This is a genomic window from Pseudomonas sichuanensis (assembly GCF_024749065.1).
Lineage (GTDB): Bacteria > Pseudomonadota > Gammaproteobacteria > Pseudomonadales > Pseudomonadaceae > Aquipseudomonas > Aquipseudomonas sichuanensis.
This window is the reverse complement of sequence record NZ_CP087185.1, coordinates 4,824,575-4,837,888: the sequence shown is the minus strand read 5'-3', so window position 1 is coordinate 4,837,888 and position 13,314 is coordinate 4,824,575. Positions and strand designations below refer to the sequence as shown.

The 13,314-nt window shown below is 63.3% G+C and carries 12 protein-coding genes; 4 read left to right on the top strand and 8 right to left on the bottom strand.

The features are described from left to right. Positions 1-135: 135 nt before the first annotated feature. The 3 genes from LOY51_RS21865 to LOY51_RS21855 form a co-directional block, all read right to left on the bottom strand. Positions 136-1,728, bottom strand: coding sequence for an ABC transporter substrate-binding protein (locus tag LOY51_RS21865; protein WP_125860115.1), 1,593 nt, complete (start codon positions 1,726-1,728; stop codon positions 136-138). A gap of 217 nt (positions 1,729-1,945) precedes the next feature. After that, on the bottom strand, positions 1,946-3,571 hold the full coding sequence (locus LOY51_RS21860) for an ABC transporter substrate-binding protein (RefSeq protein WP_125465367.1): 1,626 nt from the start codon (positions 3,569-3,571) through the stop codon (positions 1,946-1,948). Between the two features lie 312 nt (positions 3,572-3,883). Further along, on the bottom strand, positions 3,884-4,600 hold the full coding sequence (locus LOY51_RS21855) for an SIMPL domain-containing protein (RefSeq protein ID WP_258643028.1): 717 nt from the start codon (positions 4,598-4,600) through the stop codon (positions 3,884-3,886). A gap of 308 nt (positions 4,601-4,908) precedes the next feature. Here LOY51_RS21855 and LOY51_RS21850 point away from each other — a divergent pair, with 308 nt between their 5' ends. Both LOY51_RS21850 and LOY51_RS21845 read left to right on the top strand, forming a co-directional pair. Beyond that, positions 4,909-6,165 carry an ATP-binding protein gene (locus LOY51_RS21850; RefSeq protein ID WP_110993463.1) on the top strand — a complete coding sequence of 419 codons (1,257 nt, stop codon included), beginning with the start codon at positions 4,909-4,911 and terminating at the stop codon, positions 6,163-6,165. Further along, on the top strand, positions 6,165-6,725 hold the full coding sequence (locus tag LOY51_RS21845; RefSeq protein WP_110993462.1) for a response regulator transcription factor: 561 nt from the start codon (positions 6,165-6,167) through the stop codon (positions 6,723-6,725). The genes LOY51_RS21850 and LOY51_RS21845 overlap by 1 nt, the downstream gene beginning before the upstream one ends. A 57-nt stretch (positions 6,726-6,782) precedes the next feature. Here the strand turns inward: LOY51_RS21845 and LOY51_RS21840 are convergent, their stop codons facing one another. Both LOY51_RS21840 and LOY51_RS21835 read right to left on the bottom strand, forming a co-directional pair. Beyond that, positions 6,783-6,974, bottom strand: coding sequence for a hypothetical protein (locus tag LOY51_RS21840; protein ID WP_258643025.1), 192 nt, complete (start codon positions 6,972-6,974; stop codon positions 6,783-6,785). Between the two features lie 14 nt (positions 6,975-6,988). Further along, positions 6,989-8,623, bottom strand: coding sequence for a phospholipase (locus LOY51_RS21835; protein ID WP_125860109.1), 1,635 nt, complete (start codon positions 8,621-8,623; stop codon positions 6,989-6,991). Between the two features lie 188 nt (positions 8,624-8,811). Between LOY51_RS21835 and LOY51_RS21830 the strand changes: the two genes are divergently transcribed. Further along, on the top strand, positions 8,812-9,753 hold the full coding sequence (locus LOY51_RS21830; RefSeq protein ID WP_125465363.1) for an AEC family transporter: 942 nt from the start codon (positions 8,812-8,814) through the stop codon (positions 9,751-9,753). A 51-nt stretch (positions 9,754-9,804) separates the two neighbouring features. Then, positions 9,805-11,166 (top strand): amino acid permease, encoded by a 1,362-nt coding sequence (locus LOY51_RS21825; protein WP_125465362.1) that lies wholly within the window; start codon positions 9,805-9,807, stop codon positions 11,164-11,166. Positions 11,167-11,284: 118 nt separating this feature from the next. Here LOY51_RS21825 and LOY51_RS21820 read toward each other — a convergent pair whose 3' ends face one another. The 3 genes from LOY51_RS21820 to LOY51_RS21810 all read right to left on the bottom strand — a co-directional run bounded on the left by LOY51_RS21820 (position 11,285) and on the right by LOY51_RS21810 (position 13,293). After that, on the bottom strand, positions 11,285-11,659 hold the full coding sequence (locus LOY51_RS21820) for a carboxymuconolactone decarboxylase family protein (protein ID WP_125465361.1): 375 nt from the start codon (positions 11,657-11,659) through the stop codon (positions 11,285-11,287). A gap of 154 nt (positions 11,660-11,813) precedes the next feature. After that, positions 11,814-12,857 carry a calcium/sodium antiporter gene (locus LOY51_RS21815; protein WP_258646703.1) on the bottom strand — a complete coding sequence of 348 codons (1,044 nt, stop codon included), beginning with the start codon at positions 12,855-12,857 and terminating at the stop codon, positions 11,814-11,816. 61 nt (positions 12,858-12,918) lie between these two features. Continuing rightward, positions 12,919-13,293 carry a septal ring lytic transglycosylase RlpA family protein gene (locus LOY51_RS21810; protein WP_125860105.1) on the bottom strand — a complete coding sequence of 125 codons (375 nt, stop codon included), beginning with the start codon at positions 13,291-13,293 and terminating at the stop codon, positions 12,919-12,921. Positions 13,294-13,314: the final 21 nt, after the last annotated feature.

Genomic DNA, 13,314 nt, shown 5'->3' with positions numbered 1-13,314 from the left:
TTATCACCCGTGCCTCGTGGGCCGGGCCTGCAACGGTGACGCGGTACTGCAGGTATTCGCCTGGGGTCGCCAGGCAAATCCAGGCTGCACGCGGCCGCGGGAGTGGGTCGCACTCCCGGCCAGACCATGCAGGGGTCAATCGATACTGACGCCGGAGAAAACGTTGCGTCCGAAGGGGCTGACCTTGAAATCGTTGACGTTACTGCTCAGCGGTTGGTTGACCGTGGAGTGGGCCACGGGCGTGATCGGTACCTGTTGCTTGAGGCGTTGCTGGGCCTGCTGGTAGAGGGCGCTGCGTTGTTCGCGGTCGGTGACCTGCTTGGCTTGCTTGACCAACGCGTCGTACTGCGGGTCGCACCACAGCGAGTAGTTGTTGCTGCCGATGGCGTCACAGTTGTAGAGCGTGCCCAGCCAGTTGTCGGGGTCGCCGTTGTCGCCGGTCCAGCCGATCAGGGCGATATCGTGTTCACCGCTTTTCATGCGCTTGAGGTATTCCCCCCACTCGTAGCTGACGATGCGCACTTTGAAACCGAGCTTGCTCCAGTCGGCCTGAAGCATTTCGGCCATGAGCTTGGCGTTGGGGTTGTAGGGGCGCTGTACGGGCATGGCCCAGAGGGTGATTTCGGTGCCTTCCTTGACCCCGGCCTGCTTGAGCAGGGCCTTGGCCTTTTGCGGGTCGAACGGTGCGTCCTTGAGCGAGTCGTCGTAGGACCACTGCGTGGGCGGCATGGCATTGACCGCAAGTTGCCCGGCTTCCTGGTAGACGGCCTGGATGATCGCCTGCTTGTTCACCGCCATGTCCATGGCCTGGCGTACTTCGAGGCGGTCGAAGGGTGGGTGCTGGGTGTTGTAGGCGATGTAGCCGAGGTTGAAGCCGGGTTGCTGCAGCACCTGCAGCTTGCCGTCCTGCCTGAGAGCGGGCAGGTCGGCCGGGCGCGGGTGCAGGGTGACCTGGCATTCGTTGCGGCGCAGCTTCTGGATGCGCACCGACGGGTCGATGTTGATGGAGAACACCAGGTTGTCGAGCTTCACCTGGTCCGGTGCCCAATAGTCCTTGTTGCCCTTGTAGCGAATCTGCGCGTCTTTCTGGTAACGCTGGAACACGAACGGGCCAGTGCCGATCGGTTTCTGGTTGATGTCGCTCGGCCTGCCCTCGGCCAGCAGGTGTTCGGCGTACTCGGCGGAGAGGATCGCGGCGAAGGCCATGGCGAGGTTCTGGATGAACGCGGCATCGACCTTGTTGAGGGTGAACACCACGGTCAGCGGGGCGGTCTTCTCGACCTTGGCGATGTTCTTGTCCAGCCCCATGCTGATGAAGTACGGAAATTCGGTGGGGTAGGCCTGGCGGAACGGGTGCTGCTTGTCGAGCATGCGGTTGAAGGTGAACAGCACGTCGTCGGCGTTGAAATCCCTGGTGGGCTGGAAGCCCTTGTTGGCGTGGAACTTCACCCCGGGCCGCAGGTGGAAGGTGTAGCGCAGGCCGTCGTCGGAGACCTGCCAGTCGGTGGCCAGGGCTGGATGCACGGCGGTGCCGCCGCGCTCGAACTCGACCAGGCGGTTGTAGATCGGTTCGGCGGCATCGTTGTCGGTGGCCGAGGTGTACTGGGCGGTGTCGAAGCCTGCCGGGCTGCCTTCGGAGCAGAACACCAGGTTGTTGGCCAGTGTCAGCGGCGCGTGGCTCAGCAGGCCGAGTGCAAAGAGGGTGGAGCACAGCGTGGTAGGGCGCATGGCAAATCCTTTGTCCTGGTCTTTTCTGGCCGCGACAGGCAAAGCGCGGCGATGACATCCCGGCCCTGACGATAGAGTCGTCAAGGCGTGGGAGCCATGGTTCAGAGACTGATAAGGGAGCGGGAGTATTCCGGCGACTGCGGTGGAAAAGTCCTACGCGCCGCCCGGTCATGTAATCGCCCCGCCGCAAACCGTGCGGGCGGGGCGGGCATGGCCGTTACTTGTCCACGCTTACCCCGTAGAAGGAGTTCAGGCCGAAGGGGCTGATCTTGAAGTCCTTCACGGACGTGCTCATGGGCTGATACACGGTAGAGTGGGCGATCGGGGTGATCGGCACCTGTTCCTTGAGGATGTGTTGCGCCTGCTTGTACAGCTCGGTGCGTTTAGCCTGGTCGGGGGTGGCCTTGGCTTGCTTGATCAGGTCGTCGTACGGCTTGTAGCACCACTTGGAGAAGTTGTTGCCGTCCATGGCGTCGCAGCCATAGAGGGTGCCCAGCCAGTTGTCCGGGTCACCGTTGTCGCCGCTCCAGCCAATCAGCATGGCACCCTGCTCACCGCCCTTGGAGCGCTTGATGTACTCACCCCATTCGTAGCTGACGATCTTGGCCTTGATACCGATCTTGGCCCAGTCGGACTGCAGCATTTCGGCCATCAGCTTGGCGTTGGGGTTATAGGGGCGTTGCACCGGCATGGCCCACAGGGTGATCTCGGTGCCTTCCTTGATGCCGGCTTCCTTGAGTAGCTGCTTGGCCTTCTCGGGGTCGTACTTGGCATCCTTGATGGTGGTGTCGTAGGACCACTGGGTTGGCGGCATGGCGTTGACCGCCAGCTGGCCGGCGCCCTGGTACACCGACTCGATGATCTGCTGCTTGTTCACCGCCATGTCCAGGGCTTCACGCACCTTGAGTTGCGACAGCGGGTTAGGCTCGTTGCTGCCCTTGACCTTGTCCATCACGTTGTAGGCGATGTAGCCGAGGTTGAAACCGGCCTGGTCGGGCATCTTCAGCTTCGGGTCCTGCTTCAGCGGCTGGATATCGGCCGGGCGGGGGAACAGGGTGACCTGGCACTCGTTCTTCTTGAGCTTCTGCATGCGTACCGAGGCGTCGGTGCTGATGGCGAAGATCAGGTTGTCGATCTTCACGTCCTCGGGCTTCCAGTAGTCCTTGTTGCCCTTGTAGCGGATCTGCGCGTCCTTCTGGTACTTGCTGAACACGAATGGGCCGGTGCCGATCGGCTTCTGGTTGATGTCGGCAGGCTTGCCTTGCTTGAGCAACTGGTCGGCGTATTCGGCCGACTGGATCGAGGCGAAGCTCATGGCCAGGTTCTGGATGAACGCGGCGTCGACCTCGTTGAGGGTGAACTTCACGGTGTGGTCATCGACCTTCTCGACCTTGGCGATGTTCTTGTCCATGCCCATGTCGGTGAAGTACGGGAATTCGGTGGGGTACGCCTTGCGGAACGGTTGGTCCTTGTCGAGCATGCGGTTGAAAGTGAACAGCACGTCGTCGGCGTTGAATTCGCGGGTCGGCTTGAAGTAGTCGGTGGTGTGGAACTTGACGCCTTCACGCAGGTGGAAGACGTAGGCCTTGCCGTCGTCGGACACTTCCCACTTGGTGGCCAGGCCCGGAATCACCGCGGTGCCGCCACGTTCGAATTGCGTGAGCCGGTTGAAGATGGTTTCAGCCGAGGCGTCGAAGTCGGTTCCGGTGGTGTATTGGCCTGGGTCGAAGCCGGCCGGGCTGCCTTCGGAGCAGAACACCAGGTTGGTCGCGGCGAGGGCGGAGGGAGCGCCGGCTAGCAAGCCTGCGCCGACCAGGAACGGAATGACTGCGTGTTTGAGCATGGTGGCCTCATTGTTGTCATTTTTTTAGAGTGAGGCGGCCTCGTGAGCCGACCTGCGGATACTTATGCAGGGGCTATTCCCAATGCAACACTCAGCAGGGTGGTTGGCGGCAAAACGTGGGACGGTCGTACATGGATGTCGCAAAAATATAAGTTTGTCGAATGTTGATCGTTTGCGCGGCCTGAAATTGCAAGAATTTCAAGATGTTTCGCATTTTCGATGACAGACGGACGCACCTGATTGGTGCGTAGGAATAGTCGGAAAGTGCTGTCCGAGGCGGATTTCACCGCCACGGACATCCACTTGGAGGGGTCAGGGCACCTGGACTTCGATCAGGCCATCGGCGCTCATGCTGACTTCGCTGGTGCCGGCCTCGATATCAGGCGCTGGCGCCGCTTCGTCGGCAGCCTTGGCCATCATCGCCATCGGTGCGCTGCGCAGGTACGGGCGCGGGTAGCCGCTGCTGTTGAGGTTCAGGCTGACCACCTTGTAGCCCTGGCCGCCGAGCGCTTCGGTGGCCAGCTGGGCGCGAGCCTTGAACGCGGCCACGGCATCCTTGAGCAGCTCGTCTTCGCTGGTCTTGCGGGTGGCCGGGGCGATGGAGAAGTCCATGCCGCCCATCTTCAGGTCCTGCAGCAGTTCGCCGGTGAGCTTGGACAGGGCCGGGAAATCGGCACTTTCCAGGCGCAGTTCGGCGCGCTCACGCCAGCCGGTGATCTTCTGCCCCTTGGTGTCGTAGATCGGGTAGCTATTGCGGCTGCCCTGGCTGATCTTCACGTCCTTCACGTCACGGGCCTGCTGTACGGCCTTGTTCATGGTTTCGGTGATCTGCTTGGCGAGCTTGCCCGGGTCGCTGTTCTGCGCTTCGCTGTACAGCGTCACGACCATCAGGTCGCGGGCGACTTCCTTGCTGACTTCGGCGCGCAGCGACACCTGGTTGTAGCGTGGCTCGTCGGCGGCCACGGCGGGCAGGGTGGCGAGCAGGCCGCAGGACAGGGCGAAGGCTTTGCCGCGACGGGAAATGTGCATGTGTAGCTCCTTGGCAATGAAAAGCGTGGTTAGAACGTTCGTGCCACGCATGGCCGATCAGACCGGGGACAGTTTAGGCAGTTCAAAGCGACAAGCGGCAAGCTGTAAGAAAGTATGTGGGTATTATCGAGATAAGTTTCACAGCCCCTAGGTCAAAGCATCAAATGAAGGTTCGCCGCGAGAACGCTTGAAGCTTGTAGCTAGAGTCTTGAAGCTGACTCCTGTGGCGCTTTGCCGCATCGCTGCAGCGAGGCGCCTGGCTTCGGTATACTCCAGCCGATTTTCTTGGAGCCTCATCGGGAGAGCTCATGCTCGCCGCCGCACATCCGCTGTCCGCTACACGCCAGAACCTTTGGCGCCTGACCTTCATCCGCATCCTTGTGCTGGCTGCCCAGGCCGGTTCCGTGGGCGTGGCCTACTGGACCGAGTTGCTGCCGCTGCCATGGTTTTCGTTGGTGGTCACCTTGGCCCTGTCGTCGCTGCTGTGCGCGTTCACCGCCGTGCGCTTGCGCCTGTCACTGCCGGTCACCGAACTTGAGTACGCGCTGCAACTGGCCTGCGACCTGCTTATCCACAGCGCGCTGCTGTATTACTCCGGTGGTTCGACCAACCCCTTCGTCTCTTATTACCTGGTGCCGCTGGCGATCGCCGCCGTCACGCTGCCGTGGATCTACTCGCTGGTGCTGTCGGGCATCGCCCTGGTGGCCTACAGCCTGCTGTTGGTGCAGTTCTATCCGTTGGAAACCTTGCCGCAGTCGCGCGACACCATGCAGGTCTACGGCATGTGGCTGAGTATCGCCCTGGCCGCGGCGGTGATTACTTTCTTCGCCGCACGCATGGCCGAGGAGTTGCGCCGCCAGGAGCACCTGCGTGCCGAGCGCCGTGAAGAGAGCCTGCGCGACGAACAACTGCTGGCGGTGGCCACCCAGGCCGCCGGCGCCGCCCATGAGCTGGGCACGCCGTTGGCGACCATGAGCGTGCTGCTCAATGAAATGCGCCAGGACCACACCGATCCGTTGCTGCAGGAAGACCTGCAGATCCTTCAGGACCAGGTCAAGCTGTGCAAGGAAACCCTGCAGCAACTGGTACGCGCTGCCGAAGCCAACCGCCGCCTGGCCATCGTCGAGCAGGACGTCACGGCCTGGCTCGACGAAGCGCTCAACCGCTGGCACCTGATGCGCCCGGAAGCCAGCTACCGTTTCCAGCGCCTGCGTGATGGCCAGGTACCGCGACTGGCGCCGCCGCCCGACCTGACCCAGGCCCTGCTGAACCTGCTGAACAATGCCGCCGATGCCTGCCCGGACGACCTGGAGGTGCGCCTTGACTGGGACGCCCAGGACATCGTCATCAGCATCCGCGACCATGGCCCCGGCATGCCGCCGGCCATTGCCGAAGCGATCGGCAAACCCTTTATTACCACCAAGGGCAAAGGCTTCGGCCTGGGCCTGTTCTTGAGCAAGGCCAGCGTGACGCGTGCGGGCGGTTCGGTGAAACTCTATAGTCATGAGCAGGGTGGCACCCTGACCGAATTGCGCCTGCCCCATGGCAAGCGAGGAGATGAATGATGAGCGAAGAAAACCAGGTCGAAGGCGAAGAACTGCCGCACCTGCTGCTGGTGGATGACGATGCCACCTTCACCCGGGTCATGGCGCGGGCCATGAGCCGCCGCGGTTTCCGCGTGAGTACCGCAAGCTCTGCCGAGGAAGGCTTGAAGCTGGCCGAGCAGGACCTGCCGGACTACGCCACGCTGGACCTGAAGATGGAAGGCGATTCGGGCCTGGTGCTGCTGCCCAAGCTGCTGGAGCTGGACCCGGAAATGCGCGTGGTGATCCTGACCGGATACTCGAGCATCGCCACTGCGGTCGAAGCGGTGAAGCGCGGGGCCTGCAACTACCTGTGCAAACCTGCAGATGCCGACGATGTGCTGGCTGCACTGCTGTCGGAGCACACCGACCTGGATGCCCTGGTGCCGGAAAACCCGATGTCGGTGGATCGCTTGCAGTGGGAGCATATCCAGCGCGTGCTGGGCGAGCATGAAGGCAATATCTCCGCCACCGCGCGAGCGCTGGGCATGCACCGGCGCACCTTGCAGCGCAAGTTGCAGAAGCGCCCGGTACGGCGCTAAAGGCATCGCGGGGCAAGCCCGCTCCCACGTGGGAGCGGGCTTGCCCCGCGATTGTATTTAGAAGGCTTTTACCCCAGAGCGGTCAACCCGCACCGCCAGTGGCCCTGCACCAGCAGGCGCCTCGAACGCCACCAGCCCTCCAGCCGGCACCTTGGCCCGGCCAATGACCTTGCCATCACGCAGCAACTCCAGCGGCATGCCTGCCAGCGACTGACCCGAAGCCAGCTCCAGTTTGATCTTGATGTTCATCGGTGACCTCCTTGTCACGCATTGCGATCGATGTAAGTGGTTGCCACGCTGTCCAGGCTGGCGATCAGCTCCGGCGAGCCGCCGCGGAACTGGCGGAACAGGTTGCGCCCGCGCTGCTTGCCGTCCAGCGGTACCTGTACGGTCGGGTGGAACTGCTCGCCCAGTAGGGCATAGGCGCTCCACGGCCCGATATAGGACTCGTTGAACTGTTCGCTCACGCTGAAGGCGTAACGCACCGAGTTGCCCCGCTGCCAGTTGAGGCCATCCGGTTCGGTGCTTTGCCAGCCGATGATGGCCGGTGACGCACTCGGTGGGGCGATGAATCCGCTGGGGGTATTGGGCTTGTAGTCCTTGAGCAGCAGGTAGGTGCTCCAGCCCCACCAGTCGGCGATGCGCTCGCGGTCGTTGAGGTTGTTGACGTCCTTGCGCCGCAACACGGTCTTGCCGTCCTGGAAATACAGCGGAGCAAAGTTGCCCGGCACCAGGTCCTGCTCGGCGGCGTGCAGATCCGGCGCCAGGCGCAGGGCGGCATAGTCCTTGGCCAAGGGCAGGCGGCCATCGACGAACGCCTGGAACACCTCGTCGGCCGAGCGCTGCACTGCCCGGCCGACCTGGCGACGGTTGGCCACATCGACGCTGTCGAAGTAGCGTTTGTCGCCATAGGCGCGCCATTGCTCGCCTTCGGCGTTGCGCACCAGCAGGCCGTACTTGCTGTCTTCATCGTGCATGAAGCGCGAAATCAGCGAGCCGACGTCGCTCGGGGTGACGCTGTCGGCCAGGGCCTTGCGCGGCACCCGCAAATGGCCGGCGGAGAACAGGTCAGTGAGGAAGTGATCGGCGAAGGCATTCATGGCGTAGGCCAGTTGCAGGTCGCGCTCTTCGCCACTGGCATGCGCCTTCACGGCTTGCTGCAAGGCTGCGGCGTGGCCGGCCTGGTAGGCCAGCAGCGCCCAGGGGCCGAAATGGTCCCAGTTGCTGGCGGCCAGCTTCAGGTAGCGGCCAAGCGGGAACAGGTCGGACGCGAAACTGCCGCCGCCGGTGATGCGATTCCAGCGTGCCGACAGGCTGTCGCCCAGTGCGTCGTAGGCTTCGTGGGGCTGGCGGCCGTCCTGGATGGCCTGGTTGGCGGCGGCGATTTCTTCCTGCATCACGGCGAGGATCTGCCCGGCTTCTTCCTTGGCCGCCGGCAGACGAGCCAGGGAGTCGAAGGCCTGGGTGAAGCGTGTGATGCGTTCGGCCTCGCTGGCGCCATCGGCGATGGGTCGCTCGGGTACGCCATAGAAGTCGCCGCCCAGGGCGATGACCTGGCCGTAGGTCAGGCTCAGGCCGTTGGGCAACGGCAGGGGCGACTGGTGGGCGGGGATGCCCGGCTGGCCAGCTTCATAGCGCAGCAGGGTGTTGTCACCGATAGCGGTGTGCTCACCCCCTTCGAAGAACAGCTCGGGTTTGCGTTTGGGCGCTTGGCCTGTGCCTTGTGGCACGGCGAAGCGATGGTACTTGAGGGTGTGGTGGCCGTGCATGACCAGCATCAGCTGGCTGTCCGGGCCGGGAAGGTCGATGCCCTGCGGGTCGAACAATTGATCGAGGTCGGCAACGACCTGTTTGGCCTGGGCTTGGTTGGCCACGGGCGCGGTTTGCATTCCTGACATGATCAGCTCCTTGCGATGTCGGGATAATCCATTTTGAACTGTATGTATATACAGTATTCACCATCATATTCGGGAAATTTCCTACGTCAAGCTCAGTTTGTGCTGCCAACTGGCACCTTCGATGGGCGCAAGGCCCTGGCACTAACGTATGATTAGCCCCCTAACGGCAACTCCCAGGATCAAGCTGCATGCTCGCCCTTCTTATCCAGACACTGAACATCACGGCGCCCGTGTTCGCCATGCTGTTCATGGGCGTGCTGCTCAAGCGCATCCGCGTGATCGACGACAACTTCAGCAAGGTCGCGTCATCGCTGGTGTTCAACGTCTGCATGCCGGCGCTATTGTTCCTTGGCATCTACCACGCCGACCTGGCCGCCGCGGTCAAGCCCGGGGTCATCCTCTACTTCATCGTTGCCACCCTGGTGGGGTTCGGCCTGGCCTGGGGCCTGGCGATCTGGCGCTGTCCGCAGGCGGACCGAGGGATCTACACCCAGGGCGCATTTCGCGGCAACAATGGCGTGATCGGCCTGGCGCTGGCCGCCAGCCTCTACGGCGACTACGGTATCTCCCTCGGCGCGGTGCTGGCCGGGCTGGTTATCCTCATGTACAACTCGCTGTCGGCAGTGGTACTGGCGGTGTACAGCCCGGACCTGAAGTCCGACCCGTGGAGCATCTGCAAGAGCATTCTCAGCAACCCGCTGATCATCAGCGTGCTGCTCGCAACGCCCATGGCCTATGGCCAGGTGCCGCTGCCCAACTGGCTGCTGACGTCTGCCGACTACCTGGCGCAGATGACCTTGCCGCTGGCGCTGATCTGCATCGGTGGCACCTTGTCGCTGGCGGCGCTGCGCGACAGCGGCAGGCTGGCGTTCGATGTGAGCCTGGTGAAGATGGTCTGGCTGCCGCTGCTGGGTACCCTGGGCGCCTGGCTCTGCGGTTTCCGCGGGGCCGAGCTGGGCATCCTGTTCCTCTACATCGGCAGCCCCACCGCGGCGGCGAGCTATGTGATGGCGCGGGCGGCCAACGGCAACCACGAACTGGCCGCCTCGATCATCGTGATCACTACACTGATGGCGGCCATCACCACCAACATCGGAATTTTCGTCTTGCAGTGGGGCGGCTGGATCTAGAGCTTGACTGCACACAACACCAACAACACGGCCTCACCTAAAGGACACTTCATGCAAGACCAGAGCACGCCCGAGCGCTTGCAGCGCGGGCTGAAGAATCGCCATATCCAGCTGATCGCGCTGGGCGGTGCCATCGGCACCGGGTTGTTCCTGGGCATCGCCCAGACCATCCAGCTGGCCGGCCCCTCCGTGCTGTTGGGCTATGCCGTCGCCGGCCTGATGGCCTTCCTGATCATGCGCCAGCTTGGCGAGATGGTGGTCGAGGAGCCGGTGGCCGGCAGCTTCAGTCACTTCGCGCACCACTACTGGAGCGAGTTCGCAGGCTTCGTCTCGGGTTGGAACTACTGGGTGGTCTACGTGCTGGTCGGCATGGCCGAGCTCACCGCCGTGGGCATCTACGTGCAGTACTGGTGGCCGGATTTCCCCACCTGGGCCACGGCAGCGATCTTCTTCGTGGCCATCAACGCCATCAACCTGACCCAGGTGAAGGTGTATGGCGAGATGGAGTTCTGGTTCGCCCTGATCAAGGTGGTGGCCATCGTCAGCATGATCGGCTTTGGTGCCTGGCTGCTGGGCAGCGGCCACGGCGGGCCGGACGCCAGCGTCGCCAACCTGTGGCAATACGGTGGCTTCTTCCCCAATGGCGTGACCGGGCTGATCATGGCGCTGGCGGTGATCATGTTCTCCTTCGGCGGCCTGGAGCTGGTCGGCATCACTGCTGCCGAAGCCGAAAACCCGCGCGAGAGCATCCCCAAAGCCACCAACCAGGTGGTGTATCGCATCCTGATCTTCTACATCGGTGCCCTGGCGGTGCTGCTGTCGCTGTATCCGTGGCAGAAGGTGGTGCAGGGCGGCAGCCCGTTCGTGATGATCTTCCACGAGCTGGACAGCGACCTGGTGGCGACCATCCTCAACGTGGTGGTGCTGACCGCCGCGCTGTCGGTGTACAACAGCTGTGTCTACGCCAACAGCCGCATGCTGTTCGGCCTGGCCTCCCAGGGTGATGCGCCGCGCCAGCTGCTCAAAGTCAGCCGTCGGGGCGTGCCGCTCACCGCATTGGGCGTGTCGGCATTCGCCACGGGGATGTGCGTGCTGATCAACTACCTGATGCCCGGTGAAGCCTTCGGCCTGTTGATGGCCCTGGCCGTTTCGGCGCTGGTGATCAACTGGGCGAGCATCAGCATCACCCACCTGAAGTTCCGCAAGGCCAAGCTGGCGGTCGGCATCACGCCGTCCTACCGCAGCTGGGGGCACCCGGTGAGCAACTACCTGTGCCTGGCGTTCATCGTGCTGATTCTGGTGGTGATGTACCTGACGCCACCGATTCGTATCTCGGTGATGCTGATCCCGGCGTGGATCCTGGTGCTTTGGGTGGCGTTCCGCATGAAGAAGGCCCGTCAGGCCAAGGCCTGACTTCGGTTTTCGCGTTGGCTTCTTCGCGGGTAAACCCGCTCCCACAGGTGCTGTGCCATCCCAGGGAATGCACAGTACCTGTGGGAGCGGGTTTACCCGCGAAGAGGTTTGTGAGCTCTCAGTTCTGGTAGCTGTCGATCACTTCCTGCGCCGCCCGGAACGCATCGATCGCCGCCGGTACGCCGGCATACACGGCGCAATGCAGCAACGCCTCGCGAATCTCCTCCACCGTACAGCCATTGTTCAACGCCCCGCGCACATGCCCCTTGAGCTCTTGCGGGCACTTGAGCGCGGTCAGCGTTGCCAGGGTGATCAGGCTGCGGGTCTTCAGTGGCAGGCCGTCGCGGGCCCAGACGCTGCCCCAGGCATGTTCGTTGACGAAGTCCTGCAGCGGTTGGGTGAACGCGGTCGCATTGCCCAGGGCGCGGTCGACGAAGGCATCGCCCATCACCTGGCGGCGAATGCTTTCGCCGGTCTGTTTCGTATCAGCCATGTTGTTTTCCTTTGGGTTTGTACGAAAAGTCGCCGAGCGGCGATCAGGCAAGGCGAAAACAGGCGAGGAAGCGGAGTTTGCTAGTTGCAAATGAGCATTCCGAGCCTGTTTTCAACGCAGCATGATCGTCGCGCAGGCACTTTTCGTACAAAGCCTAGTGTTGGCGGCGCCAGGCGCGCAATGTCGTATACAGCAGCACGACGCCGAGCGCTGGCAGAACGTAGAACAGCATCAGGTTTTCCAGGCGCCCGGCCAGGGGCAGCCCGGTGGTGAACGTCACCACGTGCAGGCCGTAGGCCAGGTACAGGCAGAGGAACACCAAGCCCTCGGCGCGGGTCACCCGAAAGCCCGAATAGAACACCGGCAGGCACAGCGCCGCGACCCCGAGCATCACCGGCAGGTCGAAATCCAGGGCGTTGGGCGAGATCGACAGCGGCTCGGGTGCAACCACGGCGGTCAGCCCCAGCACCGCCAGCAGGTTGAACAGGTTGCTGCCGATTACCGTGCCCACGGCCACCTCGCGTTCGCCGCGCAGCGCGGCGATCAGGGCGGCGGCCAACTCCGGCAACGAAGTGCACACCGCGACCACGGTCAGGCCGATGACCCGTTCGGAGAGCCCGAGGTCGGTGGCGACCTCGACGGCGGCCTGCAGCAGCAGGTGCCCGGCCAGGCTCAGCAGGCCGAGGCCCAGGAACACCTGCAGCAATACGCCGCTCCAGAAGCGTCCGGCGCCTGTGACCGGCGTATTCGCTGCCGGGTAGGTGCGCGCATGGTGGCGTGACTGGTGCCGGAGCATCAGCAGGTAGCCGAGCAGGCCGAGCAGCAACAGCGCACCTTCGAAGCGCCCCAGCTGGCCATTGCCGGCCAGCAGATAGACCAGGCCGCTGGCGGCGATCATCAAGGGAATGTCCAGGCGCACCAGCTGGCGCGACACGCGCAGCGGAATGATCAGCGCGGCCAGGCCGAGAATCACCAGCACGTTGAAGATATTGCTGCCGATCACGCTGCCCACCGCCACATCGGGCGCGCCTTGATAGGCAGCCTGCAGGCTGACGGTGAGTTGCGGCGCGGTACTGCCGAACGCCACCAGGCTCAGGCCGATGATCAGCGGGCGAACATGCAGGCGGGTGGCCAGGCGCAGCGCCGCGCGCACCAGCAGCTCGGCGCCGAGGATCAGCAACAGCAGGCCCAGGCCCAGTTGCAGCAGGCTGAAGGTGGGGAGGGTGGCCAGGTCGAAAATGGCGAGGGCTCCAGTCAGGTCAATCGCTCAGACCTTGTACCCGGACTCGCGCCGTTCCGCTACGGAGCATGCCGATTTTTTCTGCTGCGGCGCGTGACAGGTCGATCAGCCGGCCGCGTGTGTGCGGGCCGCGGTCGTTGATGCGTACCACCACGCTGCGCTGGTTGGCGAGGTTGGTCACCAGCACCCGGCTGCCGAAGGGCAGGCTGCGGTGGGCGGCGGTGAGGCCATGCTGGTTGAACGGTTCGCCACTGGCGGTGCGTTTGCCGTGGTGGCGGCTGCCGTAGTAGGAGGCGGTGCCGGTTTCGTTGTAACCGCGTGGGTCGATGTCGTGGCTGGCGCAGCCGGCCAGCAGGGCGAAGAGGGTGAGGCTGGTGAGGAAATATTTCTGCAATTTGGAAGCTCCGCCATTGGG

Coding starts and splice junctions, on each gene's coding strand:
- LOY51_RS21825 (WP_125465362.1), top strand. CDS start 9,805: ATGCAAGACCAGAGCACGCCCGAGCGCTTGCAGCGCGGGCTGAAGAAT.
- LOY51_RS21840 (WP_258643025.1), bottom strand. CDS start 6,974: ATGAACATCAAGATCAAACTGGAGCTGGCTTCGGGTCAGTCGCTGGCA.
- LOY51_RS21865 (WP_125860115.1), bottom strand. CDS start 1,728: ATGCGCCCTACCACGCTGTGCTCCACCCTCTTTGCACTCGGCCTGCTG.
- LOY51_RS21830 (WP_125465363.1), top strand. CDS start 8,812: ATGCTCGCCCTTCTTATCCAGACACTGAACATCACGGCGCCCGTGTTC.
- LOY51_RS21855 (WP_258643028.1), bottom strand. CDS start 4,600: ATGCACATTTCCCGTCGCGGCAAAGCCTTCGCCCTGTCCTGCGGCCTG.
- LOY51_RS21860 (WP_125465367.1), bottom strand. CDS start 3,571: ATGCTCAAACACGCAGTCATTCCGTTCCTGGTCGGCGCAGGCTTGCTA.
- LOY51_RS21820 (WP_125465361.1), bottom strand. CDS start 11,659: ATGGCTGATACGAAACAGACCGGCGAAAGCATTCGCCGCCAGGTGATG.
- LOY51_RS21835 (WP_125860109.1), bottom strand. CDS start 8,623: ATGTCAGGAATGCAAACCGCGCCCGTGGCCAACCAAGCCCAGGCCAAA.
- LOY51_RS21845 (WP_110993462.1), top strand. CDS start 6,165: ATGAGCGAAGAAAACCAGGTCGAAGGCGAAGAACTGCCGCACCTGCTG.
- LOY51_RS21850 (WP_110993463.1), top strand. CDS start 4,909: ATGCTCGCCGCCGCACATCCGCTGTCCGCTACACGCCAGAACCTTTGG.